Source organism: Kitasatospora sp. NPDC086009 (assembly GCF_044540385.1).
Lineage (GTDB): Bacteria > Actinomycetota > Actinomycetes > Streptomycetales > Streptomycetaceae > Kitasatospora.
On the sequence record NZ_JBITSA010000007.1, the window covers coordinates 377915 to 403241 of the forward strand.

Sequence of the window (25327 nt, forward strand, 5' to 3'; positions counted from 1 at the left end):
ATCGGCGGTATGGACGAAGGCGGCGAATCGGCGTGCTGGCTGGACCGGGTCTGCCCGGAGTGCGGCCGGCTGCGCGAGCGGGCCGGGCGGCAGCCCTGCGAGAACTGCGGTGCGGTGCCGGACCCCGAGCCCGGCCGCCGGCCCGGGTCGGGCCGGGAGCCCGGCCCCGGGGCGGACCGGTCCGACTGATCCGCCCCGGGGCCCCGGCCTCAGCGCGGCAGCCCGTTGGCCGGCTGCTCCTGCGCGAACCCGTCCTGCGCGAACTCGTCCTGCGCGAACCCGTCCTGCGCGAACCCGTCCTGAACGAGCTCCGCCGGCTCCGGCCCCTCGAACGTGATCGCCTCCGGCACCGTGGCGGCGTCGCTCGCCCCGGCGTCGGGCAGCCGTTCGGCGCCCGGCGAGACCCGGGCCGCCGGAGCCCAGCGCCCGCGCAGCGTCCCGAGGCGCTCCACCGCGGGCTGGGTGTACCGGGCCGCGAGCGGGCCGGTGACCACCAGGATCAGCACGTACGCGGTGGCGAACGGCCCGAGTTCGGGCTCGATGCCCGCGGTGACGGCCAGACCGGCGATGACGATGGAGAACTCCCCGCGCGAGACCAGCGCGCCGCCGGCCCGCCAGCGGCCGCGTTCGCCGATCCCGGCCCGGCGGGCGGCCCAGTACCCCGTCGCCACCTTGGTGAGCGCGGTGACCACGGCCAGCAGCAGCGCGGGCAGCAGGACGGGCGGGATGCTCGTCGGATCCGTGCTGAGCCCGAAGAAGACGAAGAAGACCGCCGCGAAGAGGTCCCGCAACGGGCTGAGCAGGGTGTGCGCGCCCTCGGCGGCCTCGCCGGAGAGGGCGATGCCGACCAGGAACGCCCCGACCGCGGCGGACACCTGGAGCTGCTGCGCGAGGCCGGCCACCAGCAGGGTCAGTCCGAGGACGACCAGCAGCAGCTTCTCCGGGTCGTCGTGCGAGACGAACTTCGAGATCACCCGGCCGTAGCGGAGCGCGACGAAGAGCACGGCGCCCGCGGTGGCGAGCGCGATGGCCAGGGTGAGCGAGCCGGCGAGCAGGCCGGCGCCGGCCAGCAGCGCGGTCAGGATCGGCAGGTAGACGGCCATCGCGAGGTCCTCCAGCACCAGGATGCTGAGGATCACCGGGGTCTCCCGGTTGCCGAGCCGGCCGAGGTCGCCGAGCACCTTGGCGATCACCCCGGAGGAGGAGATCCAGGTGACGCCGGCCAGCACCACGGCGGCGACCGGGCCCCAGCCGAGGAGCAGGGCGGCGGCCGCGCCGGGCAGTGCGTTGAGCACGAAGTCGACGGCACCGGCCGGGTACTGGGCCTTGAGGTTGGTCACCAGGTCGGCGGCGGTGTACTCCAGACCCAGCATCAGCAGCAGCAGGACGACGCCGATCTCGGCGCCGGTGGCCACGAACTCCTCACTGGCGCTGAGCGGCAGCAGGCCGCCCTTGCCGAAGGCCAGTCCGCCGAGCAGGTAGAGCGGGATGGGCGAGAACCCGTACCGGCCGGCTATTCGGCCGAGCAGGCCGAGGACCAGGATGACCGAGCCGAGTTCGATGAAGACGCTTGCGGTGTGCATCCGATCACTCCCTGCCCAGGATCGCGGCGGCGGCGTCCACGCCCTCACGGGTGCCGATCACGATCAGGATGTCCCCGCCGGCCAGCCGGAAGTCGGGGGTCGGGGAGGGCACGGCGCCGGTGCGGCGCAGCACGGCGACGATCGAGGCGCCGGTCTCGGTGCGCATCCGGGTCTCGCCGAGCACCCGGCCGTTCCAGTGCGAGGCGCCCTCGACGGGGAGGCGTTCGGCGACCAGGCCCAGGTCGGTGGTGTGCAGCAGGCCCGGGTTGTGGTGAGCGGGCGTCAGGGCGTCGACCAGGGCGGTGGACTCCTCGGCCGTCAGCCGGAACGCCTGGGCGCAGGCGTCGGGGTCGTCCGAGCGGTAGACGTTGAGGCTGCGTGAGCCGTCCCGGTGGGCGATGACGGACAGGTGCCGTTGTTCTCGGGTGGTGAGGTCGTACTGGACGCCGACGCCGGGCAGGGGAGTGGTCCGGACACGGGGGATCGACACGACGGCTGTCCTCTCGTCAGGGCTTCCCGCTGGCGTGCGCGACGTCCGCCGGAACAGGGCCGGCCGTCCGCCGGAACTGGGCCGGCCCGGCGGGGCGGCCGCTCACCCGGACGGGTGAACGGCGCCGCGCCGTGTGCGACACGCGGAAGCGCTACCGTGCCAATGGTAATGACTGTGTAAAGCCCTCCTGGTGGGAGGGTCCCCGCGGGCGCCCGTACGGTCCGAGGGGAGCGCCCGTCCGGCCGTGGACGCGCGGTACCCCGGCCGGGTGCGCGCGTGGTCGCGCTCACCCGGCCGGGGTACCGGACCCGTGTGTCCGGACTGCGTCGGCGGGCTACTGGGGAGGCTGGTCGCGGAACTGGTCCTTGACCTTGTCCTGGGCCGTGTCGACGTGGCCGCTGTACTTGCTCTGGGTCCGTTGGTCGACGGTGTCACCGGCCTTGTCGACGGCCTTGTCCGCCTGGTCCTCGTGGCCCTTCAGCATCTGCTTGATCTTGTCGATCATGGACATTCGGTCACCCTCCTGGATGAGACGGCCCCTCCCCTCCAGGATCACCGCGCCGCCGGATGTCCGCATCCGGTCAGCTTTCGCGGCAGGGTTGGCAAGGTGGCCCGGAGCATGTCAAATCGGGATCTCCATGGACTCTCGGAAGGACCTGCCGTGAATGCTCGGACCCGCCGCCCGACCGTCTCACCCCGCCCGGGCGCTGCCCGGACCACCCGGGTCGCGAGCTCCGCGCTGGCGGTCGCGGCCCTGGTGACCCCGCTGCTGCTGGTCGGCGCCGGGAGCGCCGCGGCCGCACCGGACCCGGGCCGCAAGGGAGCCAAGCTGGCCGCCCGGCTCGTCGAGGAGAGCAGCGCCGGCAGCGCCCGCCGGACGCTGGCCGCGCTGCAGCGGATCGCGGACCGCAACGGCGGCAACCGGGTGGCGGGCTCCCGCGGCCACGACGAGTCGGCGCGCTACGTCTACGAGCAGGCCCGCCAGGCCGGTCTGAAGGTGTCGAAGCAGGAATTCGAGTACACCTTCTTCCAGGCCCTCGCGCAGAAACTGACGGTGGTGTCCCCCCAGGCCGAGGATGTACCGGTGATCGCCATGACGTACTCCGTCGGCGGCCCGGCGGCCGGTCTGACCGCCCCGCTCGCGGTCGTCCCGGCGGACGACACCACCGGCTGCGAGGCGGGGGACTACGCGGCCGGCGCGTTCGCCGGCCGGATCGCGCTGATAAAGCGCGGCGGCTGCAGCTTCGCCGTCAAGGCGGCCGCGGCGGCGGACGCCGGTGCGACCGGCGTCCTCGTCTACAACAACACCGACGGCGACCTCAACGGCACCCTCGGGGAGCCGACCGCCGGCCGCGTTCCGACCGGCGGGATCAGCAGAGCGGCGGGCGAGGCGCTGGTCGCCAAGGCCGCCGCCGGGCCGGTCACCGTGGGCCTGGACATCCGTACCCTCATGGAGAAGCGCAAGACCTGGAACGTCATCGCCGAGACCCGCGGCGGCGATCCGGCGAACACCGTCGTCATCGGCTCCCACCTGGACTCCGTGGTGGCGGGCCCGGGCATCAACGACAACGGCTCCGGCTCGGCGGGCGTCCTGGAGGTGGCGAAGAACCTCGGCGACCGACCGGTCAGGAACAAGGTCAGGTTCGCCTGGTGGTCGGCCGAGGAGTTCGGCCTCAAGGGCTCCGAGGCCTACGTGGCGTCACTCTCCGAGGCCGAGCAGAAGAAGATCAAGCTCTATCTGAACTTCGACATGATCGCCTCGCCCAACTCCGCCCAGTTCGTCTACGACGGCGACGACTCCGACCACGTCGGCTCCGGCCCCGGCCCGGACGGCTCGGCGCAACTGGAGCGGCGCATCACCGACTACCTGGACCGCCGGGGCCTGCCGCACGAGGGCACCGACTTCACCGGCCGCTCCGACTACGGCCCGTTCATCGACGCGGGGATCCCGGCGGGCGGCACCGACACCGGCGCCGAGGTGATCAAGTCCGCGGCGCAGGCGGCGCGTTACGGCGGCACGGCCGGGGTGGCGTTCGACACGTGCTACCACAAGGCCTGCGACAACCTGGGCAACCTCGACCTGTTGGCCTTCGACGTCAACATCGACGTGATCGCCGACGCCGTCGGCACCTACGCCTGGGACCTCTCCTCGCTGCACGCGCCGGTGGCGCCGCAGCACACCGAGGGCCAGGCCGGCAGCGGTGGCGGCCTCCACGAGGGCCACACCCACGAGGTCTCGGCCTGACCGCCCGGGGCCCCGCCACCGGGCGGGGCCCCGGCGCCGCCCCGTTCCCCGCCGTTCCCCGCTGCGCCGCGCCCTTTCCCCGCCGTTCCCCGCTGCGCCGCGCCCTTTCCCCGTCGCGCTCCCGGGCCGCACCCGGACGGCGGCCGATCGGCCGGGGCCGATGAGTGCGCCGCCCGGGCTGCTGACACCATGGCACCGAGATCACGTCACCGTGACACCTTCGGAGGAGTCAGCATCATGAGCACGCACTACGACGTCGTCGTCCTCGGCGCGGGTCCCGGCGGCTACACCGCCGCCGTCCGCGCCGCCCAGCTGGGCCTGCGGACCGCCGTCATCGAGGCCAAGTACTGGGGCGGGGTCTGTCTCAACGTCGGCTGCATCCCCTCCAAGGCCCTGCTGCGCAACGCCGAGCTGGCGCACATCTTCACCAAGGAGGCCAAGACCTTCGGCATCAAGGTCGAGGGCACGGTGAGCTTCGACTTCGGCGAGGCGTTCCGCCGCAGCCGGACCGTCGCCGACGGCCGGGTCAAGGGCGTCCACTACCTGATGAAGAAGAACGGCATCACCGAGTACGACGGCCGGGGCACCTTCGTCGACGATCGGACCCTCCAGGTCGCGCTGAGCGGCGGCGGCTTCGAGGTCGTCACCTTCGACCACTGCATCATCGCGGCCGGCGCCACCACCCGGCTGCTCCCCGGCACCAGCCTCAGCGAGCGCGTGGTCACCTACGAGGAGCAGATCCTCACCGAGGAGCTGCCGGGCAGCATCATCATCGCGGGCGCCGGCGCGATCGGCGTCGAGTTCGCGTACGTGCTGCACAACTACGGCGTGAAGGTCACCATCGTCGAGTTCCTCGACCGGATGGTGCCGCTGGAGGACGCCGAGGTCTCCGCCGAGCTCGGCAAGCAGTACCGCAAGCTCGGCATCGAGGTGCTCACCTCGACCCGGGTGGAGTCGATCGACGACAGCGACCCGGCCGCCAAGGTCAGGGTCACCGTCACCCGCGACGGTCAGCAGCAGGTGCTGGAGGCCGACAAGGTGCTCCAGGCGATCGGCTTCGCGCCCCGGGTGAACGGCTACGGCCTGGAGAACACCGGGGTGAAGCTCACCGACCGCGGCGCGATCGACGTCGACGGCCGGGGCCGCACCAGCGTCGACCACATCTTCGCGATCGGTGACGTGACGGCCAAGCTGATGCTGGCCCACGCGGCCGAGTCGATGGGCGTGATCGCCGCCGAGACCATCGGCGGGGCCGAGACCATGGAGCTCGACTTCGTGATGATCCCGCGCGCCACCTACTGCCAGCCGCAGATCGCCAGCTTCGGGTACACCGAGGCGCAGGCCCGCGAGCAGGGGTACGACGTCAAGGTCGCCAAGTTCCCGTTCACCGCTAACGGCAAGGCGCACGGGCTCGGCCACCCGATCGGCTTCGTCAAGGTGATCAGCGACGGCAAGCACGGCGAGCTGCTGGGCGCCCACCTGATCGGCCCCGAGGTCACCGAGCTGCTGCCGGAGCTGACGCTGGCCCAGCAGTGGGACCTCACCGTGCACGAGGTGGCCCGCAACGTGCACGCCCACCCGACGCTCGGCGAGGCGGTCAAGGAGGCCGTCCACGGCCTGGCCGGGCACATGATCAACATGTGACACGGGCCCGCCCGGGACCACGGTCAGGACCGCGGTCAGGGGTGCCGGGCGGGCGGCGCGACCGCCCGCCCGCCCGGCACCAGGCCAATCACCTCCGATTGGCCATGGCGACCCGCCGGGGCCACCGCTATCGTCCCCGCCATGCGCATTCACGTGGTCGACGCCTTCACCGACCGTCCGTTCGCCGGCAATCCGGCCGGCGTGTGCCTGCTGCCCGCCGGGGAGTGGCCGGACGACACCTGGATGCGGCAGGTGGCCGCCGAGCTGAACCACTCCGAGACGGCGTTCGCCCTCCCGCTGCCCGGCGGCGCCGAAGCCGACTGGGCGATCCGGTGGTTCACCCCCACCGTCGAGGCCACCCTGTGCGGGCACGCCACCCTGGCCACGGCGCACACGCTCCGCACCGAGCGGGGGATCCTCGGCACGGTGCGGTTCCGCAGCCGGTACCACGGGGTCCTCGTCACCCACACCGACGAGGCCGGCGGCGTCACCCTGGACTTTCCGGCCGCACCCGGCACCGAGGTCCCCGTCCCCGAGGGGCTGGCCGAGGCGCTGACCGTCGAGCCCGAGTCGGCCTGGCACACCGGCAGGCTCGGCGACCTGCTGGCCGTCCTGCCGGACGAGGCCGCCGTGCGCGACCTGACGCCCCGGCTGGACGCGCTGGCCGCCCTGACGCTCCGCGACGACCTGCGCGGCGTCATCGTCACGGCGCCCGCGGCCCGCGGCGACGCCGGGTACGACTTCGTCTCCCGCTTCTTCGCCCCGGCCCGAGGGATCCCGGAGGACCCGGTCACCGGCAGCGCCCACACCGCGCTCGCCCCGTACTGGACGGCCCGGCTGGGCCGTGACCGGCTCGCCGGCCTCCAGGTCTCCGCTCGCACCGGCCTGGTCCGGACGGCCCTCCATGGCGACCGCGTCCACCTCTCCGGCACCGCCGTCACCGTCCTCGACGGGACCCTCCACCTCCCGGGCGCGTAGCGGCCCCGGGCTTCGCCGGGGCGTCGCACCGGCGGAGAATGCCCGGGTGACAGACCTGACCCTCAACCTCTGGCGGCAGCCGCTCGGTGCGGTGCCGGAATCCGTCTGGGACCGCACCGACCTGACCGTCCTCATCCTGGCCGAGACCGGCTTGACCGAACTGCCGCCCGCCATCGGACGGTTGCGCCGTCTCCGGACTCTCGACCTCGGGCACAACGCGCTCACCGCCGTGCCGGAGGAACTCGGTGAACTCACCGCACTGCGCGACTTCCTCTACCTGCACGACAACGCGCTCACCCGGCTGCCGGACGCCCTCGGCCGGCTCGGCGCCCTGCGCTACCTCAACGTCGGCGAGAACCGGATCGGCGAACTGCCGGACGCCCTCGGTGGGATGACCGACCTCGTGGAGCTCCGGGCCCAGCACAACCGGCTCACCCGACTGCCGGACACCCTCGGCCGGCTCGGCGCCCTGCGCGAACTGTGGCTGCGCGGCAACGCGTTGACCGCTCTGCCGCCGTCCGCCGCCGGACTCGCCGCGCTGCGCGAGCTCGACCTGCGGGACAACGCCTTCACCGAGATCCCTCCGGTGCTCGCCGGGCTCCCGCTGCTGCGCCGGGTGGACCTGCGGAGCAATCGCATCACCGAACTGCCGCACTGGCTGGCCGGATTGCCGGCCCTGGAGAAGCTCGACCTGCGGTGGAACGACGTCACACCGCCGCCCCGGCTGCTCGCCGCCCTCGGCGAGCGGGGCTGCGCGGTGCTGTACTGAGGACGCCCGCTCCCGATCGGCTCCGGGGCGCGGGCGAGCACCGGAAACGGATCGCCGGGAGCGCCGCCGCCCTGTTACCGTGGGAGGCATGAAGCGCGCTGCAGCCGTCCTGACGACGACGCCGGAGAGAGTCCCGGTGCGCTGACTGCTGACCTAGTCCGAAGCCCCGGGGCCGAGTGCCCCGGGGCTTCGTCGTTCCCGCCCACTCGGCCCAGGAGCGCCGCCTGCGGAGAGCCCCCCGCAGGTGCCACCCCGCAGACCCGAGTGGAGACCGCCACCATGCACGACCACCGCCGCCTCGGCCGTGAACTCGACCTCTTCGACACCGACCCGCTGATGGGCGCCGGCCTGCCGTACTGGCTGCCCGGCGGCGCCGCCGTCCGGCACACCCTGGAGGAGTTCGTCCGGGGGTGCGAACAGCGGGCCGGCTACCGCCACGTGTACTCGCCGGTGCTCGGCAAACGCGAGCTGTACGAGATCTCCGGCCACTGGTCGCACTACCGCGACGACATGTTCCCGCCGATGGACCTGGGCGCCGAGCAGATCGTGCTGCGCCCGAGCCTCTGCCCGCACCACGCCCTCATCTACCGCTCCCGGGCGCGCAGTTACCGCGAGCTCCCGCTGCGGATGGCCGAACTGGGCGGGATGTACCGGTCCGAACCGTCCGGCGTGCTGGGCGGGCTCACCCGGGTCCGGGCGATCCAGCTGAACGACGCCCACATCTTCTGCACCCCCGAGCAGGCGGCCGACGAGGCGGTGGCCGCGCTGGAGCTGATCCGCGAGGCGCACCGCGCGCTCGGGATCCGCCCCGTCCGCTACCGGCTCTCGCTGCCCGGCGAGGGCGGGAAGTACGTGGCCGACCCGGCGCTCTGGGAGCGGGCCACCGCGCTGCTGACCGAGGTGCTGGAGCGGTCCGGCGTGCCCTTCGAGGCGGTCGAGGGGGAGGCGGCGTTCTACGGACCGAAGGTCGACGTCCAGATCGCCGACGGCGCCGGTCGCGAATCCACCCTCTCCACCGTGCAGATCGACTTCCACCAGCCGGAGCGGTTCGGCCTGCACTACATCGGCGCCGACGGGGCCAGGCACCGCCCGGTGATGGTGCACCGCAGTGTCATCGGCAGCGTCGAGCGGGTCGTCGCCCATCTGATCGAGCTGTACGGCGGCGCGTTCCCGGCCTGGCTGGCACCCACCCAGCTGGTCCTGCTGCCGGTGTCCGAGGGGGAGGCCGACCAGGCCGGGCGACTGCGGCAGCGCTGCCTCGACCAGGGGCTGCGGGCCGAGGTCGCCGGGCCCGAGCACGGCACCCTGGGCGCCCGGATCCGGGAGGCCCGGCTGGTCCCGTACCAGGCGGTGATCGGGCCGAGGGAGGCGGCCGACGGCCTGGTGGCCCTGCGCCTGCGCGACGGCCGCCGGCTCGCCCCGATCCCCGCCGACGAGGCCCTGGCCCGGATCCGGTCCCTGGTCGGGGCGGGCAGCCCCGACCTGTGGGAGCCCGCCCCGGCCGGGGAGTAGCCGGCCGGCCGGGGGCGGCGGTCAGTAGGACTGCAGCTCGATCAGGTGGCCGTCCGGGTCACGGAGGTGGGCGGTGCGCAGGGTCGGGCCCCACGCGGGGCGGTCGGTGGCTTCGGCCGCCACGCGGGCGCCGTGGCGGAGGCAGAGGGCGAGCGCCTCGTCCACGTCGGTGACGCGGACGGCCAGCATCGCGGAGTCCTGGGCGGCCGGCGGGCGGGGCGGGAGCCGCTCGGTGCCCAGGACGGCGGCCATCATCGCGCGGTCGTACAGCGCGAGCACGGTCCGGCCGTCGGCCTCCCAGTTGGCGTACGGGCCCGCCGCGTCGCCCTTGCCCAGGGCGGCGCCGGTGAGCGGGGGCAGGACGGCGCGGTAGAAGGCGAAGCACTCGGCGAAGCGGGAGACGAGCAGGCGGGTGTACAGGGCATCCACGTCGGGACTCCTGGGCTCGGGGCGGCGGGCGGCCCACCGCAATTAGTAGGTGCTGACCCACTATAGGGCCGGACCCTAGACTGATGGGGTGACCCCCGAGAGCTCCACCCCGCCCACCCTGCTGGACCTCAGTACCTACCTGCTCTCCCGGACCGGCAGGGCCGCACGGAGCCGGCTGGCCGAGCGGCTGGCCGGGCGCGGCCTGCGGCTCTGGGACATGGCGGTGCTCGCCGCACTGGCCGACTTCGGGCCGCACGCCCAGCGCGACCTGGTCCGGCGGCTCGGCGTGGACCCCAGCGACATGGCCAAGGTCGCCGACCGGCTGGCCGCCGCCGACTGCGTCGAGCGCATCCGTGACACGGCGGACCGCCGGCGCGTCTCGGTGAGCATCACCGGGACGGGCCGGGCGGTCCTGGCCGAACTGGAGGCCGAGGCCCGCGCGGTGCAGGACGAGATCCTCGCCCCGCTCGACCCGCGGGAGCGCCGCACCCTGCACGACCTGCTGCGCCGGGTCCACCACGACCTGCCGGGGGCGCTCTGAGAGCGGGCGGGCCGGCTCCCGGTCGCTTCCGCTCGCTCAGCCGAGCGGCAGCGGGCGCCGGGCGCCGGCGAACTCGGCCGCCCAGCGCGGGTCTTCGAGGACATCGGGCAGACGGGTGACCAGGGTGCCGGTGCGTTCGGCGTGGATCATCGCGCCGTCGCCCGCGTGGACGCCGACGTGGTGCAGCGGCGCGTCCGCGCGCGAGAAGAACAGCAGGTCGCCGGGGAGCAGGTCGGCCCGGGCGACCGGCTCGGAGCGGTGGTACTGCGCGACGGTGTAGTGGGCGAGGTCGACGGCGCCCCCGCTGGCCCGGTACCAGCTGTAGAGGGACAGCCCGCTGCAGTCGAAGCCGACGGTGTGCTCGCCGAGGCACTGGCCGTCGAGGTAGCCGTTCTCCTCGTCGCAGAACCCGATGCCCGCGCCCAGCCGGTCGCCGCCGCCCCAGGCGTACGGCACGCCGATCTGCGCGGCCGCCACCTCGGCGACCCGGCGGCCCAGGGCGGCCGGTGGCAGCGGCGCCGCGGCCGGTGCCGCCCGGGCCGCGACGGTCGCGAGGACGGGTACGGCGCTCGCGCCCAGGGCCAGCCCCAGGATCCGGCGGCGGCCGACACCGCGGCCGGGCAGTCGAAGCACCATCGCGGAACCCCTTCGTTCGGTGGGGCACCAGGATCGCCGTCCGGCGGGGCGACCCGCCATCACCCGCACCGGTGAACCGGGAGTGCGGGGGCGCGGGGGCGCGGCGGGAGGAGCGGGCGGCGGTTAATGGTTTGACCGGTGATCAGGCGGCTGTCGAGGATGGGGAGCAGACATCCGTTCGACCTTCGGAGCCCCCATGAGCGGTACGGTCCGGCTGATCCGCAACCACCGGCTCACCCAGGCGGTGGACTACGCCTACGCCGCCTCCGTGGACGCGCCGGTGCGCTCGCTCTGGCTGGCGGGCGCCTGTCCGCTCGACGCGGAGGGGCGGACGGTCGCGGTGGGCGACTTCGGGGCCCAGGCCCACCAGGTCATGCGCAACCTGATCACCGTGCTGGAGGACGAGGGCGCCGCCCTGACCGACCTCGTCCGGACCACCGTGTACGTGGCCTCCTCCCGGCAGGAGGACCTCGTGACGGCGTGGGAGGTCTACCGCTCCTACCTGGGGAGCCACGACGTGCCCAGCACCCTGCTCGGCGTCACCGTCCTGGGCTACACCGACCAGCTCGTCGAGGTCGAGGCGGTCGCCGTGCTGTCCTGAGCGACCGCCCCCGTGGCGGCGGCGGCGCGCCGGGGTCAGCCGGCGGCGAGGAGCTCGTCCAACTGCTCGTAGCCCTCGATCACGCCGCGGTCCATCCCGCTCGCCATGATCGCGTCGCGGGTGGCCAGGCTGTCGACGAGGGAGAGCGAGCTGACCCGGGTGCGGCCTTCGCCGACCGGCTCGAAGACCACGGTCTCCAGTGAGACGCCGTCCGGTACGCCCTCGAAGGTGAAGGTCTGGACGAGCCGGCTGTCCCGGCGGACTTCGTGGAACGAGCCGTAGAAGGAGGCGATCACCTGACTCGCCGGCCCGTCCCCGGCCAGTGCGGAGTAGCGGTAGCTGCCGCCGGTGCGGGCGTCCCAGGTGTCGATCTTCATGACCTGGTCCCTGGGGCCGAGCCACCGCGCCACCAGCTCGGGCTCGGTCCAGGCGCGGAACACCCGGGCCGGTGGGGCGTCGAACTCGCGGACGATGCGGATGACGGGGAGTGCCGGGTCCGCCTCGATCGTGGTCCGGCGGTCGTCGCTGGAGGTCATGACGCTGCTCCTTCGTGCTCTTCGTGCTCTTCGTGCTCTTCGTGCACTTCGGGGGATTCCGGGGCCGGGACGGCCGCTCCGGGCTCGTCGCCGTCCTCCATGGCGGCGAGGACGGCGTCCAGCCGACCGAACCGCTCCTCGGCCTGCCGGCGGTACCGCTCGATCCAGACCGTCATCAGATCGAGCACCTGGGGCTCCAGGTGGCACGGCCGGCGCTGGGCGTCGCGACTTCGGCTCACCAGCCCCGCCTCCTCCAGCACCTTGAGGTGCTTGGAGACGGCCTGCATCGACATGGCGTAGGACTCCGCGAGTTCGCCGACCCCGGCGTCGCGGACGGAGAGCCGGGCGACGATGTCGCGCCGGGTCGGGTCGGCCAGGGCGACGAACGCCCTGGACAGCGGATCGGCGGCCATCAGCGCACCTCTGCTTCTCTTCGCAACCGTTTGGTTGAATACGAGGCTACTCCGTGCCGCGCGCTTGTTCAACCAGTGGGTTGAGTAACCGCGAGGCGCGCCCCGGAACGCGCCGAGGGCCTGTGGCGGTCTCCGCCACAGGCCCTCGGGTACACCCGGGCCGGGTCACTCCTGCTTGATCGCCGAGATGTCGAACTCCAGCACCACCTTGTCGCCGACCAGGACGCCGCCGCCTTCGAGGGCGGCGTTCCAGGTGATGCCGTAGTCCTTGCGGCTGATGGCGACCGATCCCTCCAGGCCGACCCGGAGGTTGCCGTACGGGTCCCGGGCGTTGCCGGTGTACTCGAAGTCGATGGTGATCGGGCGGGTGGTCTCCTTGATGGTCAGCTCACCGCTGACCCGGTACTCGGCGCTGTTCAGCTGCTCGACGCCCGTCGAGGTGAAGGTGATCCTCGGGTGATTCGGGGCGTCGAGGAAGTCGTTGGTGCGCAGGTGCCCGTCGCGCTGCTCGTTGCCGGTGTCGATGCTCTCGGCGCTGATCGACACCCGGGCGGTGGAGCGGCTCGGGTCGGTGCCGTCGAGGTGGGCGCTGCCTTCGAAGGTCTGGAACGCGCCGCGCACCTTCGTCACCATGGCGTGGCGTGCCACGAAGCCGATCCGGGTGTGCGCCGGGTCCAGGACGTAGTCGCCGGTGAGATCGGCCAGCGGGGTCGTCGTGGTCACGGGGATCTCCTGAGGGGAACGGGGGCGGAGCCGGAGGGTCGGAGCCCCGCGGTGCCGGTCGCGCCCGTCCGGGGAGGGCGGCGGGCCGGGCGGGGTGCCCTGGGCCACGCTAGGCGTTCCGCCCCGGTGCCGCATGCGCTGTTCACCCGGACGGGCGGACCGGCCCGGAGGGTCCGGCGGTGCCCGATGCCGAACTCCGGGCCGGTGCGACCGTGCACTACGGGTGGGTCCGGCGGCTCACTCCGAAGCGGTCCGACGGCTCCCGGAGGTCGCGCGGGGGAGCAGGGTGCCGTGTCCTGCCGTGCACCGTCAGATTGGCCAGAACGCGTGTCTCGCACCGTGGTTGACGCGGGTAGCATCCCTGCACCGGCGCTGTCGACCGGTCCGTCCGGCCCCGTCGCCGGCCGGTGGCACCGGCGACGCCGTCCGGACGCGCAGCGAGTGGGGTGACCTCTTGGACGAGGCCGCGGAGCACCGCGCGGACAGCGCCGCGCGGTCCGTGCCGGGCGTCGCCGGGCCGGATGCGCGGGACGTGCCGGACGTGGCGGACGCTGCCCCGCCGGACATGCCGGGCGTGGTCCGCAATGAACTCTCCGTCGGGACGGCGGTGTCGATGTCGGTGGTCCAGGCCGGCCTCGTCATGGGCGGGGTCCACTACCACGTGACGTTCCCGGGTGGCCCCTCCATCGCGCCGCGACTGCCGCCGCCGCCCGACCCGTTCGCCCTGCCGGAAGGGCTGCTCACCGAGGAGCAGGCCCGGGAGGCCTACGAAGCAGCCTGCCTCCTGGAGTTGGAGTGGAGCGGCGGGGACGGGACGCAGAACCTGCCGAGGATCGAGCAGCTCCACCGGCTGGCCGCCGGGGCCGGGAACGCCGACGCGATGGCCCGGTTGGGGCTGATCGTCGAGGGCCGGATGCGGGCCAGGCTGCGCGGGGAGCTGCCGGAGGAGCCGTCGGCCGCCGACGCCGAGCTGGCCATGCACTGGTACCGGAGGTCCGCGCAGCTCGGCAGCGCGTTCGGCGCGCTCTTCCTGGGGACCCTCTACGAGGAGTGGCTCGGCAACCCGAGCGAAGCGCTGCGCTGGTACGAGAAGGCGGCCGACGCCGGTCACCAGATCGCCCGGTCCCGGTACGACGGCCTGCAGAAGCGACTCACGCTCGGGCTCGGCGCGCTGGCCGGCCGCAGGCGTTTCGACGACGGGGAACCGCGGAGCACCGATCGACAGGACCGAGAGGGAGGGCAGCCGGTGAACAACGGGTCGGCTTTCGAGCAGTGGCTGGAGCGGGAGTGGCGGGGCAGCGAGGCGATGGCCGTCGCGGCCTGCCTGTCCGCGCTCGCGGACGCGTGCGGCGGCCCGCACGGTGAGTGGGGAACGCTGGACGAGCAGGAACAGGGCGTCGTGCTGGCGCACTTCAGTACCCTGCAGCCCACCCGGGTCACCCTCCCGGCCGTCGCCCGTGAGTACCAGGGGAACATCGGGGACGGGAACCTCAGGGCACTGGCCACCCTCCTGCGCAGGAATCCGCGCTCGGCCCCGTCCGCCCGGGAGCTGGCCCCGATCTGGTGTCAGAAGGTGCGTGAGAACCGGGTGGAGACAAGGGAGTTCACCTATCTCGTCGAGCTGGACTACCACGACTTCGACCGGATGAAGGCGCTGCTCGACCTGCTCGCCGAGCGGCTGCGGGCGGCCCCGCCCGAGGGGGACCGGCTCGCCGAGTACCTGCTCGACCTCCGGATGATCTCGGACGAACTGGCCCAGGCGCGCAACCGTGCCGTCCCGGCCTACAGCGGGCCCGACCGTTGGGAGTTCTCGGTCATCCTCACCCCGGAGTACCTGGAGGTGCTGAAGGCGCACTCCGCCCAGTACGCCGCCGACCGGGCGGCTCCCGCGGACTTCCGGGCCTTCTGGAAGCGGGTCGACGACGCCCTGAACGCGGCTCCCGCCACGCCGTTCCCGTAAATCCGGCGGGATCCCGACGCCTCGCGGTGGGCCAGGGGCGCGCCGCAGACCTCCCGATATAGCGGCTCTCGATATACCGCACGGTCGGTTTCCTGACCCCCGAAGCGACCGCTGGCCCGGAGAAAACCGCAGGTTCGGTACGGGATTGCCTGCCGGTTAAGATACGGGCTGTCTGGTTTTGTTCGATCGGTGCGGTGGGCGGGGTGGTCGTGTGGTGCGGCAGGAGCGGGCGGTGCGGACGCGCCGGCTGATTCTGGAGGCGGCGGCATCGGTCTTCGACGAGTGCGGGTACGAGGCGGCGACGATCGGTGAGGTGGTGGCCCGCGCCGGCGTCACCCGGGGAGCGGTCTACTTCCACTTCGCGTCCAAGCGGGACCTCGCCCAGGGGGTGGTGGAGGAGCAGTTCGCCCACGACTCCGTGCCCGAACGCGCCTGCAGACTGCAGGAGTTCGTCGACACCGGTATGGTGGTGGCCCATCTGCTGCCGCGTGACACGGTGCTGAGCGCGGGCGCTCGGCTGTCGCTGGGCCAGGACGGCCTCGGGGACCTGGGCGGGGGCGCCGTCCCCAGGTGGATCGCCCGGTTCGAGGCGCTGCTGACGGCGGCGGGGGAGCGCGGCGAACTGCTCCCGCACGTGGTGCCGGCCGACACCGCCTGGCTGGTGACGGCGGCCTGGGCGGGTGTGCAGGTCCAGTCGCAGAAGCTCGCCGGCCGCGCGGACCTGGAGCGACGCGTCGCGGGCCTCTTCCAGCACCTGCTGCCGAGCGTGGCCGTGCCCGGGGTGCTGGCCTCCCTGGAGATGGATGCCGACCGGGGCGCCAGGGTGGTCGCCGAGGTCGCCGCCGCCCGCGCGGCCGCGGCCTGCTGAAGACCCGTCCGCCGGGGCCCTGGCCGTGTCACACCGAACCGTACAGCGCGTCCGGTTTGGCGGCTGACAAACCGCTCGTCCCGTTTCTTGCGCTCCGATGCGGGGTCGACGCCTGTCCGGCGCGGGGCCGGACGCGGGGCCGCCACGGCCGTGCCCACCCTCCGGCGGCCGGCCGCCCGGCCGCCCGGGCAAACCAATGTGCCAAGGATGCGTCGGCAGATCACCGGAGGGGTTACCCGGTGACCATCAGTCACGGCATCGTCGACGCGCGGGAGTTCGGGCGACCGCTGGCGGTCGGCCGGGGTGTCGCGGTGGGGCGGGGACGTCCCACCGGCGGCGCGACGACGGTCCGGCGCGGACCTGGCCGGCTCCCGCGGAACGGGTGACGGACGGCGGCTGTCGCCGGGTCGGTCCCGGCGTGGTGCGGGCGGGCGGAATGGAGGGCCGGTTGGTGCAGGAGAGATCGGAGCGGACGCGCGGGCGTCTGGTCGCGGCGGGAGCGGAGCTGTTCGACCGGTCCGGCTACGCGGGCGCGACGCTCGCGGACATCGCCTCGGCGGCGGGGGTGACGAAGGGCGCGCTCTACTTCCACTTCAGCTCGAAGGAGGAGCTGGCGCGGGCCGTGGTGGAGCACGCCGAGCGGGCGCTGCGGGAGGCCTGCTGCGCGCTGCGGACGGAATCCACGTCCGTCCAGGCACTGATCGACGCGGGCTACTGGCTGGTGGCCTCGCTGGAGTCGGATCCGGTGGTCCGGGCGGCGTTCCGGCTGGGCCGCGAGGACGGGGCCTGGCAGGGCGAGGACGGGCCGGTCGCCGGGGTCCGCGGCTTCCAGGGCGTCTGGGCGGGCGCCGTCCGGGAGCTGCTGGCGGGCGCGCGCCGGGCGGGTGAGCTGCGCGAACGCGCGGGCGGGGTCGGTCCGGAGTCCCTGCTGGTGGCCGCCGCGTGCGGACTGGAGGTGCTGGGCGGCGCGGCGCGCGGCCGGGAGGAGCTGGCCGGCCGGCTGCAGGCGTTCTGGGACTGGCTGCTGCCCTGCCTCGTCCTCCCGGAGGCGGTTGACTCCTACCGGACCGCGGCGCCGGCGGCCGGCTGACCCCGGTCGCGGCGGACGCCGTCCCGACCCCGGTCGCCGGGGACGGAAAGCCCGACGGTCCGCGGGCCGGTGGGGCGGCCTGCCCGCCCCGGCCGTCCGGAGACACCCGCGCCCGGCGGTCGAACGGCCCTGCGGTCGCATGTCAGTGCCGGGAGCCATGATGGCGGTATGAAGGACGCAGCCACCACGGCCTCTCCCGCTGCCCTGGCCTCCCCGGACGCCTACGCCGACGCCGTCTCCACGGCGGTGCGGGCCGCTGCCGCGTACTACGCCGACGGCGCCACCCCGCTCGGCGACGACGAGTACGACGCCCTGGTGCGAGCCATCGAGGCGTACGAGCGCGAGCACCCGCAGGAGGTGCTCCCCGACTCCCCGACCGGCAAGGTGGCCGGCGGCGCGGTCGTCGGGGACGTCCCGCACTCGGTGCCGATGCTCTCGCTCGACAACGTGTTCTCCGCCGAGGAGCTGGCCTCCTGGGCCGAGGGTCTGGAGCGCAGGCTGGGCCGGCCGGTGGCCGGCTGGTGCGTCGAGCCGAAGCTGGACGGCCTGGCGATCGCGGCCCGCTACCGGGCAGGTCGCCTCGCCCAGGTGCTGACCCGCGGCGACGGCCTCGCGGGCGAGGACATCACCCACGCCGCCGACGCGGTGCTCGGCCTGCCCGCCCGGCTCGGCGAACCCCTGGACATCGAGCTGCGCGGCGAAGTCCTGCTCACCCAGGAGCAGTTCGACCACGCCAACGCCGTCCGCACCGAGCACGGCGCCACCCCGTTCGCGCACCCCCGCAGCGGCGCGGCCGGCACCCTGCGGGCCAAGGACCGCGCCTACCGCGTCGAGCTCACCTTCTTCGCCTACGGCGCCATCGGGCTGCCCGACCTCGGGCACGGCGAGCTGCTGGAGCGCCTCGCCGCTCTCGGCGCCAACACCGCCGCCAGCACGGCGGCCCACCCGCAGCGCTGTGCCACGATCGAGGAGGTCGGGCAGCGCGTGGACGAGATCGCCGCGCTGCGCGCCGCCCTGCCGTTCGGCATCGACGGCGTCGTGGTCAAGGCGGACTCCGCCGCCGACCAGGAGCAGGCCGGCTCCGGCTCGCGCGCCCCGCGCTGGGCGGTGGCCCGCAAGCTGCAGGCCCAGCACAAGGTCACCCGGCTGCTGGGGGTGGAGTGGAACGTCGGCCGGACGGGCATCATCGCGCCGCGCGCCGTCCTGGAGCCGGTGGTCATCGACGGTGTCACCGTCACCTACGCCACCCTGCACAACCCGGCCGACATCGAGCGCCGGGGCCTGATGATCGGCGACCAGGTGTTCGTCTACCGGGCGGGCGACGTCATCCCGCGCGTCGAGGCCCCCCTGGTGGACCAGCGCACCGGCGCCGAGCAGCCGATCGCCTTCCCCGAGACCTGCCCGCGCTGCGGTGACGCCATCGACACCACCGAGCAGCGCTGGCGCTGCGTGCGCGGCCGGGCCTGCCAGGCCGTCGCCTCGATCATCTACGCCGCCGGGCGCGACCAGCTCGACGTGGAGGGCCTCGGCGGCACCCGCGCCGTCCAGCTCGTCGAGGCGGGGCTGGTCGCCGATCTCGCCGACCTCTTCACGCTCACCAAGGAGCAACTGCTCACCCTGGAGCGGATGGGCGACACCAGCGCCGACAACCTGCTCGCCGCCATCGAGACCGCCCGCACCCAGCCGCTCAACCGGGTGTTCTGCGCGCTCGGGATCCGCGGCACGGGCCGGACGATGTCGCGCCGGATCGCCGCACACTTCGGCAGTATGGCGGCGATCCGCGCCGCCGACGCCGAGGCGCTGGCCGGGGTGGACGGCATCGGCGCCGAGAAGGCCGCCGTCATCGTCACCGAACTCGCCGGGGTGGCACCGCTGTTGGACCGGCTGGCCGCCCTGGGGGTGGGCACCGCCGTCACCACCCCGACCGCGCCCGTCGCGTCCGCCGACGGCGCGGAGGGGGAGGCGGCGGCCGGTGCGGTGGCCGGCGGTGCGGTGGCCGGCCCGCTGACCGGTGAGAGCGTCGTCGTCACCGGAGCCATGACCGGTCCGCTGGCCGAGCTCTCGCGCAACGCGGTCAACGAGCTGATCGAGCGGGCCGGCGGCAAGGCCTCCTCGTCCGTCTCCAAGCGGACCACCCTGCTGGTCGCGGGGGAGAAGGCCGGTTCCAAGCGGGCCAAGGCGGAGGAGCTCGGCATCCGGATCATCACCCCGGAGGAGTTCGCCACCCTGGTCGCCGACCACCTCGCCTGAGGCCCGGTCACCCCGCCCGAGGCCCGAGGCCCGCGCCCCGGCCGACGGTCCACCGGCCCGGGGCGCGCGGGCCGTCGAACAGCGGGGCGAGCGCCCGGCGCAGGTCCTCGGGCTCGCGGTGGAGCAGCCCCGTCATCCCCAGCCCGGCGGCGTGTCGAGTCGGGTCACCTCGTGCTGGTCGAAGAAGCGGACCACGCCGTCGATGTCGCACAGCACGGCGTCGAACGGCGGCTTGTCGGGTGTGGCGGAGGAGCGCATCGGACCTGGATGCCACCGGGGGGCCCTCGCCACGATGCCTTCCGGGTGCGGAGCGTGCGGTAGGGTGGCGGCGCCGAACAGAACCACGACCTCGGGAGGTGAGACCCATTACCGGTATGACGGAGCGGGTGCTCCCCGGGAACGGCTGTGAAGACGTGGCACCGAGCGCGTAGTGGCGCTCTGCCGGTTCGGCGGCGGTCCCTCTCGGGGAGTCCTGGCGGATTGATCTTTCGCCTGTGTCTTTGATGGGGTTCTTCTGTTGTCTGTCTTCTCTTCCGCACTGTTGCGTTCCTCGGTGACCTCCCGCCTCCGGGCGGCCGGCTGTGTCTTCGCCGAGGACGAGGCGCGCATCCTGCTCGACGCCGCCGCCACTCCCGCCGAACTCGCGGCGATGGTCCGCTCCCGCGCCCAGGGCCGCCCGCTGGAGCACGTGGTCGGCTGGGCGGAGTTCGGGGGTCTGCGGATCGCCGTCGACGCGGGCGTCTTCGTGCCCCGGCGCCGCAGCGAGTTCCTGGTCGAGACGGCGCTCGGGCTGACGCCCGCGCACGCCCTGGTGGTGGACCTCTGCTGCGGGAGCGGCGCGCTGGCCGCCGCCCTCGCGGCGGCGGCCGCCCACCCGGTCGAGGTGTACGCGGCGGACGTCGACGCGGCCGCCGTCCGGTGCGCCCGCCGCAACCTGGCGGGCGCCGGCGGCCGGGTGTTCGAGGGTGACCTGTTCGATCCGCTGCCCGTCGAACTACGCGGCCGGGTCGACGTGTTGCTGGCGAACGTGCCCTACGTACCGACCGCCGACATCGCGCTGCTCCCCGCCGAGGCCCGGGTGCACGAGGCGCGCCCGGCCCTGGACGGCGGCGCGGACGGGCTGGACGTGCTGCGCCGGGTGGCGGGGGAGGCGCCGCACTGGCTGGCCCCGGGCGGGGCGCTGTTCTTCGAGACCAGTGAGCGCCAGGTGCCCGCGGCCCTCGCCGTGGTCGGCGCGGCCGGGCTGGACGGCGCGGTCGCCTCGTGTGAGGACCGCGACGCGACCGTGGTGACCGCGACCCGGCGCTGACCGCGACCCGGCGCTGACCGAGGGCGGCCGGGCGGCCGGGGCGAGGAGAGCCGACCCCGGCCGTCCACCGGCCACCGGCCACCCACCGGAATTCCGATTGCCCCGCAGCTCACCGGGATGATGGAGTGCCCGGATGACTACCGATCACGACACCTTGCTGGCCCTCGTCGACTCCCGGATGCGCCGAGGCATCTCGCGCGAGACCCCGGCCGCGCGCATCGAGCGGTCCCCGGGAATCGTGCGCCAGAGCGGTCCCGAGAGCGTCTGGAACGGCATCGTCTGGTCCGACCTCGATCCCACCGGCGCCGACGCCGTGATCGCCGAGCAGGTCCGCCACTACGCCGGTCTCGGCCAGGACTTCGAGTGGACCGTGTACGGCCACGACCGCCCGGCCGACCTCGGCGAGCGCCTCACCGCCGCCGGCTTCACCCCGGAGGAGCCGGAGACCCTGATGGTCGCCGAGCTCGGCGACCTCACCCGCCGGATGGCGGACACGGCGGAGCCGGCCGGCATCGAGCTGCGCGAGGTCACCGACGAGGCGGGCGTGGCCCAGGTGGTCGCCGTCCACGAGGAGGCCTTCGGCACCGACGGTACCCGGCTCGGCCGCCGCATCCTGGCCCAGCTCACCGAGAGCCCGGACACCTTGAAGGTGCACCTCGCGATCGCCCACCACGAGGGCCGGGAGGTTCCGGTGTGCGCGTCCCGGATGGAGCTGTACCCCGGAACGGGCTTCGCGGGGCTCTGGGGCGGCGGGACGCTGGCGGCCTGGCGCGGCCGCGGCGTCTACCGCGCGCTGGTGGCGCACCGGGCCCGGATCGCCGCCGGTCTCGGCTACGAGTACCTGCGGGTCGACGCCTCCGACCAGAGCCGCCCGATCCTGGAGCGGCTCGGCTTCGCCGTCCTGACCACCATGACGCCCTACCAGTACGAGCACCGGGCCCGGGGCTGACCGCGCACCTCAGGGCCGGGCCATGGTGACGGGGCCGTTCAGGGGATGCGCGGCGTGTGCCACCGGCCCGGTGCCGGGCGGGCCCGGATAGTGGGCAGGTCCGTTCGGCACGGGGCCGGGCGCAGGAGGGAGCGGACCCATGGCCGGAACGTCCGGGGAGCCGGACGGCGGGTACTCCCCGCAGCGGTGGACCGCGATGACCGGGATGTGCGTCGCGGCCGGCATGGTCTGGCTGTCGTTCGCCGACTTCGGGGTCGCGGTGCCGACGATCTCGGACGAACTGTCGGTCTCGCTGCCCGCCCTGCAGTGGGCCAACAACGCCTTCAGCCTCTCCACCGGTGCGCTGGTGCTCGCGGCCGGGAAGCTGGGCGACGTGTTCGGGCGCAAGCGCATGCTGGAGGCCGGCCTGGTGCTGCTGGGCGTGGTCTCCTTGCTGACGGCGTTCACGCCGGGGGTGACCGGGATGATCGCCGGGCGGGGCGCGATGGGCTTCGGCGCCGCGCTGATCCTGCCCGCGACGCTGGCGCTGATCCCGCCGATGTTCCCGGTGAGCGAGCAGCCCCGGGCGTTCGGGGCCTGGATGGCGGTGGCCTGGGTCGGCCAGGCCGCCGGGCCGGCCGTCGGCGGCGTGCTGACCGGCCTGGCCGGCTGGCGGTCGACCTTCTGGATCAACGCCCCGCTGGCGGTGATCGCCTGGTGGCTGGTGCGCCGGTCTGCCGTGGAGTCCACGGACCCGAACGCCACCCGGCACATCGACTTCACCGGCCTGGTGATCAGCGCCGCGGCCGCGTTCTGCCTGCTCTACGGGTGCACGGCCGGTCAGGAGGACGGCTTCACCGACCCGGTGATCATCACTTTGCTGGTCGCGTCGGTCCTGCTCGCGGCGCTGTTCGTGCTGGTGGAGCGGCGGGTCCGGGACCCGCTGCTCGACCTGCGGCTGTTCGCCTCCCGGCCGTTCGGCGGGGCGCTCGCGGCGAACTCCGTGATGAACATCGTCTTCGCCGGGGTGAGCTTCCTGCTCACGCTCTACCTCCAGGAGGTCCGCGGCTACGGTCCGGTCGCGGCCGGGCTGCTGTTGCTGCCGTCCACCGTGACCATCCTGCTGTTCAACCCGTTCGGCGGCCGGGTGGCGGCCCGGCGGGGGGCACGGCTCCCGGTGGTCGTCGGCCTGTTCCTGCTGGGCATCGGCACCCTGGTGACCGCCGTGATCGGCGACACCTACCACTACGCCGTCCTGGCCACCGGGCTGCTGGTGCTCGGCGCCGGTCTCGGGCTGATGTCCGTCCCGCTGTCCGACACCGCGGTCGCCGGGCCGCCGGAGGAGCTGGCCGGCACGGCCTCCGGGATGTTCAAGGTCACCAGCATGCTGGGCGGCGCCTTCGGGGTGGCCGTGACGGTCGCGGTCCAGCAGGCGGTGGAGACCGACCAGGCGATCAGCCGGGCGCGGGCGGCCGGGCTCTCGGAGGACGACGCCCAGCAACTGGGCAACGCGGTCACGGACTCCAAGCTCGCCGACCAGATCCTCTCCTCGGTCGACCAGGCCACGGCGGACGCCATCACCGCGGCCTTCCGCGACGTCCAGGCGATCGGCGCCGGCCGCGCGATCGGCCTGGCCGGCCTGCTCGCGGTCGTGGCGGCGCCGGCCCTGCCGCTGCTGTGGCGGCAGCGGGCGGGACGCCGGGAGCCCGCGACGGCGCGGAAGGAGCACGAGACGCGGTAGCCGGCGGACCGCACCGCGCAGGCGGCTCGCCGCCCCTCGACCGTTGTGCGCTCCTGCGCCCCCTCGTGCTGTCTGGCCAAGTCCGTTGTGATGCCGGTGACTTGGACTCCAAGGACGGTTCTAGAATCATGTCGGCAACGGCAGGAGCCCAGCGAACACCGGGGAAGAGGCGACAGCCAGCGTGGATCCCGTACTGCGACCGTTCCGTGTCGAGGGGAAGGCCGTCCAGCTCGCCAAGTACCTCGCGGAGGAGGAGATCGGCGATCTGGTCGGCTGTTCCTGCATCGGCAACGACGTCACCATCGACCTGTCCGACATCCACTTCCTGATCAGCCTGGTCGACCTGGGCGGCGGGCTGCGGCTGAACTTCCACATGGCGCACGACGGCCCGGCCCGGGCCCGCTCCTGGAGCCGGCGGCTGCCGGCCGAGGCGGGTCCGCGCGACATCGCCCGGCGGATAGCGATGGATGTCGCCACGCTGGACCGCGAGATCGCTCCGCTGCGCAACAACCCGCCGAGGCCGCCGGCCGCGCGCTGAGCCCCGCCCGGCGCCGGGCGGGGCTCAGCCGCTCGCGTTGCCGTGCAGCACCAGCGCCCAGCAGAGGCATCCGAGGGCCGCCGTGCAGAGCAGCGCCCGGGCGATGTTCCAGTGCACCCAGCGCGCCTCGAACCGCTCGCGCACCGCGGCGGGCTCCGGGATCCGCCCGGGCTCCCCGGCGGCGGCCAGCGCGTCGTTCAGCGGGATGTTGATCTTCCGGGTCACCGCGAGCGCCGCGGTGTAGCAGGCCAGGGCCGCGACGGCGGCCGGCAGGACGTCGTGACCGTCCGACGGCAGGTGCAGTGCCACCGCCACCGCCGTGCAGACCAGCGCACCGACGAACCCGACCAGGAACCAGCCGTTGAGGATGGCCACGTTGATGCGCTGCATCACGTCGATGAACGTACGGTCCTCCGTCGTGCGCAGCCCCGGCATCACCGAGCAGGCGTAGGCGTAGAACAGCCCCGCGCTCAGTCCGGTGGTGATCGTCGCGGCCACGAGGGCGATCACGCGTGCAGCTTCCATCGGGTTCGTCCCTCGTTCCGTCCACCGGTGTCGCCGCCTCGGTCGACCGGCTGTCGGCCCGGGCCGGCCGCGGCGCTCCGTCCGCCCACGACTCGCTTGGGTGACGCGCCGTCAGGCCGCGTCCACGCGCTCGCGCTCCTTCCCCGTCGACACTCTCAGTGGCTGTTGTCTTTCCGGGCTTGAGGGCTGTGTTTCCGCTGTTCAGGCATGGGGTCGGCGGTCTCGGGGAGTGGTGACGTGTCGTGTCGTCGCTCTGGTGGAGGTCAAGGATGCCGTCGGTCGTGGGGCTGCTGGAACAGCGTGAGCTGACCGCTCGTCGTCGTGTGGACGATCTGCGAGAGGAGGCCGACCGTATTCAGGCCGAGCTGGTGCTGGCCGAGCGGGAGTGGAACGAGTGGGTCATCGCCCGTTCACGTGTTGGCGAGGTGCTGTTCCCGGGCGAAGGAGACGCCGCCGGCCCGGACGCCGTCGAGGAGCCGTCGGATCGCGGTGAACCGCCCGCGCTGCCTGCATCTTCGGAGGCGGTGAAGCCGAAGTCGGTGGTGCCGGTGTGGCGTGCGGGGCTGGCCTGGTCGGCGCTGTCGGTGGACTACCAGCGCATCGTGCAGGCTCTCGCGGACCGTAACCGTCTCGGCCAGGGTCCGCTGACGTGCCAGGAGATGGCCGGCTGCTTCGGCCTGGACCCGGTGCCCGCGAGGATCGAGGCGTTGCGGTCGAAGGCGAAGCGACTGACAGCGCGCGAGTGGCTGGCCGAGTCGGCGCCGGGCCGGTTCACGCTCGCGAAGGCCGTGGCCGGGCCAGGCGGCGGGTCATGAACATCGTCGCCGACCAGTAGACCATCGCCTCCGCGCTGCCGGTGGACCGTTCGAAGTCGCGCACGAGGTGGCGGCTTCGCATCAGGTGGGCGAAGAACCGCGCCACGGTCCACCGCTTGGGCAGCACGACGAAGCCGCGCATGTCGTCACTGCGCTTGACGATCGCGAGGACCAGGGCGAGGACGGTGAGGCCGTACTCGATG

27 protein-coding genes and 1 pseudogene are annotated in these 25327 nt (G+C 73.7%); 17 read left to right on the plus strand and 11 right to left on the minus strand.

Annotated elements, in window-relative coordinates:
* Positions 1 to 9: 9 nt before the first annotated feature.
* Positions 10 to 189 carry a hypothetical protein gene (locus ACIF6L_RS20435; protein WP_329485814.1) on the plus strand — a complete coding sequence of 60 codons (180 nt, stop codon included), beginning with the start codon at positions 10 to 12 and terminating at the stop codon, positions 187 to 189.
* Positions 190 to 209: 20 nt separating this feature from the next.
* On the opposite strand, the gene ACIF6L_RS20440 is transcribed toward ACIF6L_RS20435, so the two are convergent.
* The 3 genes from ACIF6L_RS20440 to ACIF6L_RS20450 form a co-directional block, all read right to left on the minus strand.
* Positions 210 to 1583: a cation:proton antiporter gene (locus tag ACIF6L_RS20440; protein ID WP_396486209.1), complete on the minus strand. Its 1374-nt coding sequence runs from the start codon at positions 1581 to 1583 to the stop codon at positions 210 to 212.
* A 4-nt stretch (positions 1584 to 1587) separates the two neighbouring features.
* Positions 1588 to 2073, minus strand: a complete 486-nt coding sequence (locus tag ACIF6L_RS20445; RefSeq protein WP_359811203.1) for a TrkA C-terminal domain-containing protein — start codon at positions 2071 to 2073, stop codon at positions 1588 to 1590.
* Between the two features lie 334 nt (positions 2074 to 2407).
* Positions 2408 to 2584, minus strand: a complete 177-nt coding sequence (locus ACIF6L_RS20450) for an antitoxin (protein ID WP_396486208.1) — start codon at positions 2582 to 2584, stop codon at positions 2408 to 2410.
* 228 nt (positions 2585 to 2812) lie between these two features.
* Between ACIF6L_RS20450 and ACIF6L_RS20455 the strand changes: the two genes are divergently transcribed.
* The 5 genes from ACIF6L_RS20455 to thrS all read left to right on the plus strand — a co-directional run bounded on the left by ACIF6L_RS20455 (position 2813) and on the right by thrS (position 9221).
* Positions 2813 to 4318 carry a M28 family metallopeptidase gene (locus tag ACIF6L_RS20455; RefSeq protein WP_396486729.1) on the plus strand — a complete coding sequence of 502 codons (1506 nt, stop codon included), beginning with the start codon at positions 2813 to 2815 and terminating at the stop codon, positions 4316 to 4318.
* 237 nt (positions 4319 to 4555) lie between these two features.
* Positions 4556 to 5962, plus strand: coding sequence for a dihydrolipoyl dehydrogenase (gene lpdA, locus ACIF6L_RS20460; protein ID WP_352296740.1), 1407 nt, complete (start codon positions 4556 to 4558; stop codon positions 5960 to 5962).
* Positions 5963 to 6103: 141 nt separating this feature from the next.
* Positions 6104 to 6940, plus strand: a complete 837-nt coding sequence (locus tag ACIF6L_RS20465) for a PhzF family phenazine biosynthesis protein (RefSeq protein ID WP_396486207.1) — start codon at positions 6104 to 6106, stop codon at positions 6938 to 6940.
* Positions 6941 to 6986: 46 nt separating this feature from the next.
* Entirely contained in the window at positions 6987 to 7709 is a 723-nt protein-coding gene (locus tag ACIF6L_RS20470) for a leucine-rich repeat domain-containing protein (protein ID WP_396486206.1), read from the plus strand.
* Between the two features lie 264 nt (positions 7710 to 7973).
* Entirely contained in the window at positions 7974 to 9221 is a 1248-nt protein-coding gene (gene thrS, locus ACIF6L_RS20475; protein ID WP_396486205.1) for a threonine--tRNA ligase, read from the plus strand.
* A gap of 21 nt (positions 9222 to 9242) precedes the next feature.
* Here thrS and ACIF6L_RS20480 read toward each other — a convergent pair whose 3' ends face one another.
* Complete coding sequence (locus ACIF6L_RS20480; protein WP_396486204.1) at positions 9243 to 9650, minus strand: VOC family protein; 408 nt, start codon at positions 9648 to 9650, stop codon at positions 9243 to 9245.
* Between the two features lie 88 nt (positions 9651 to 9738).
* Here ACIF6L_RS20480 and ACIF6L_RS20485 point away from each other — a divergent pair, with 88 nt between their 5' ends.
* A complete protein-coding gene (locus tag ACIF6L_RS20485; RefSeq protein ID WP_329485803.1) occupies positions 9739 to 10191 on the plus strand; it encodes a MarR family winged helix-turn-helix transcriptional regulator in 453 nt (150 codons plus the stop codon).
* Positions 10192 to 10227: 36 nt separating this feature from the next.
* Here the strand turns inward: ACIF6L_RS20485 and ACIF6L_RS20490 are convergent, their stop codons facing one another.
* Complete coding sequence (locus ACIF6L_RS20490) at positions 10228 to 10827, minus strand: C40 family peptidase (protein ID WP_396486203.1); 600 nt, start codon at positions 10825 to 10827, stop codon at positions 10228 to 10230.
* Between the two features lie 196 nt (positions 10828 to 11023).
* Between ACIF6L_RS20490 and ACIF6L_RS20495 the strand changes: the two genes are divergently transcribed.
* Positions 11024 to 11428, plus strand: a complete 405-nt coding sequence (locus ACIF6L_RS20495; RefSeq protein WP_359809103.1) for a RidA family protein — start codon at positions 11024 to 11026, stop codon at positions 11426 to 11428.
* A 35-nt stretch (positions 11429 to 11463) separates the two neighbouring features.
* Here the strand turns inward: ACIF6L_RS20495 and ACIF6L_RS20500 are convergent, their stop codons facing one another.
* The 3 genes from ACIF6L_RS20500 to ACIF6L_RS20510 all read right to left on the minus strand — a co-directional run bounded on the left by ACIF6L_RS20500 (position 11464) and on the right by ACIF6L_RS20510 (position 13100).
* On the minus strand, positions 11464 to 11964 hold the full coding sequence (locus ACIF6L_RS20500) for an SRPBCC family protein (protein ID WP_396486202.1): 501 nt from the start codon (positions 11962 to 11964) through the stop codon (positions 11464 to 11466).
* Positions 11961 to 12377, minus strand: a complete 417-nt coding sequence (locus ACIF6L_RS20505; protein WP_396486201.1) for an ArsR/SmtB family transcription factor — start codon at positions 12375 to 12377, stop codon at positions 11961 to 11963. The genes ACIF6L_RS20500 and ACIF6L_RS20505 overlap by 4 nt, the downstream gene beginning before the upstream one ends.
* Positions 12378 to 12542: 165 nt before the next feature.
* The gene (locus tag ACIF6L_RS20510; RefSeq protein WP_329485798.1) at positions 12543 to 13100 is read right to left on the minus strand and encodes a YceI family protein; all 558 of its coding nucleotides are present in this window, start codon (positions 13098 to 13100) and stop codon (positions 12543 to 12545) included.
* 454 nt (positions 13101 to 13554) lie between these two features.
* Here ACIF6L_RS20510 and ACIF6L_RS20515 point away from each other — a divergent pair, with 454 nt between their 5' ends.
* From ACIF6L_RS20515 to ligA, 4 genes are all read left to right on the plus strand, one after another.
* Positions 13555 to 15060 carry a tetratricopeptide repeat protein gene (locus ACIF6L_RS20515; protein ID WP_396486200.1) on the plus strand — a complete coding sequence of 502 codons (1506 nt, stop codon included), beginning with the start codon at positions 13555 to 13557 and terminating at the stop codon, positions 15058 to 15060.
* 232 nt (positions 15061 to 15292) lie between these two features.
* Positions 15293 to 15928, plus strand: coding sequence for a ScbR family autoregulator-binding transcription factor (locus tag ACIF6L_RS20520; protein WP_396486199.1), 636 nt, complete (start codon positions 15293 to 15295; stop codon positions 15926 to 15928).
* 451 nt (positions 15929 to 16379) lie between these two features.
* Complete coding sequence (locus ACIF6L_RS20525; protein ID WP_396486198.1) at positions 16380 to 17018, plus strand: ScbR family autoregulator-binding transcription factor; 639 nt, start codon at positions 16380 to 16382, stop codon at positions 17016 to 17018.
* Positions 17019 to 17186: 168 nt separating this feature from the next.
* Complete coding sequence (gene ligA / locus ACIF6L_RS20530) at positions 17187 to 19268, plus strand: NAD-dependent DNA ligase LigA (RefSeq protein WP_396486197.1); 2082 nt, start codon at positions 17187 to 17189, stop codon at positions 19266 to 19268.
* 132 nt (positions 19269 to 19400) lie between these two features.
* On the opposite strand, the gene ACIF6L_RS20535 is transcribed toward ligA, so the two are convergent.
* A complete protein-coding gene (locus ACIF6L_RS20535; protein ID WP_396486196.1) occupies positions 19401 to 19526 on the minus strand; it encodes a hypothetical protein in 126 nt (41 codons plus the stop codon).
* A gap of 295 nt (positions 19527 to 19821) precedes the next feature.
* On the opposite strand from ACIF6L_RS20535, the gene ACIF6L_RS20540 reads away from it, so the two are divergent.
* From ACIF6L_RS20540 to ACIF6L_RS20555, 4 genes are all read left to right on the plus strand, one after another.
* Entirely contained in the window at positions 19822 to 20577 is a 756-nt protein-coding gene (locus tag ACIF6L_RS20540) for a putative protein N(5)-glutamine methyltransferase (protein ID WP_396486195.1), read from the plus strand.
* A 133-nt stretch (positions 20578 to 20710) separates the two neighbouring features.
* A complete protein-coding gene (locus tag ACIF6L_RS20545) occupies positions 20711 to 21526 on the plus strand; it encodes a GNAT family N-acetyltransferase (RefSeq protein WP_396486194.1) in 816 nt (271 codons plus the stop codon).
* Positions 21527 to 21665: 139 nt separating this feature from the next.
* The gene (locus ACIF6L_RS20550) at positions 21666 to 23246 is read left to right on the plus strand and encodes an MFS transporter (RefSeq protein ID WP_396486193.1); all 1581 of its coding nucleotides are present in this window, start codon (positions 21666 to 21668) and stop codon (positions 23244 to 23246) included.
* 181 nt (positions 23247 to 23427) lie between these two features.
* Positions 23428 to 23784 (plus strand): hypothetical protein, encoded by a 357-nt coding sequence (locus tag ACIF6L_RS20555; RefSeq protein WP_329485788.1) that lies wholly within the window; start codon positions 23428 to 23430, stop codon positions 23782 to 23784.
* Positions 23785 to 23808: 24 nt separating this feature from the next.
* Here the strand turns inward: ACIF6L_RS20555 and ACIF6L_RS20560 are convergent, their stop codons facing one another.
* Positions 23809 to 24309 (minus strand): anthrone oxygenase family protein, encoded by a 501-nt coding sequence (locus ACIF6L_RS20560; protein ID WP_359809084.1) that lies wholly within the window; start codon positions 24307 to 24309, stop codon positions 23809 to 23811.
* 269 nt (positions 24310 to 24578) lie between these two features.
* Between ACIF6L_RS20560 and ACIF6L_RS20565 the strand changes: the two genes are divergently transcribed.
* Positions 24579 to 25124 (plus strand): hypothetical protein, encoded by a 546-nt coding sequence (locus tag ACIF6L_RS20565; protein WP_396486192.1) that lies wholly within the window; start codon positions 24579 to 24581, stop codon positions 25122 to 25124.
* Here the strand turns inward: ACIF6L_RS20565 and ACIF6L_RS20570 are convergent.
* Positions 25081 to 25327, minus strand: a pseudogene (locus ACIF6L_RS20570) (IS5/IS1182 family transposase); the annotation flags it as partial. The gene ACIF6L_RS20565 and the pseudogene ACIF6L_RS20570 sit on opposite strands and share 44 nt — an antisense overlap.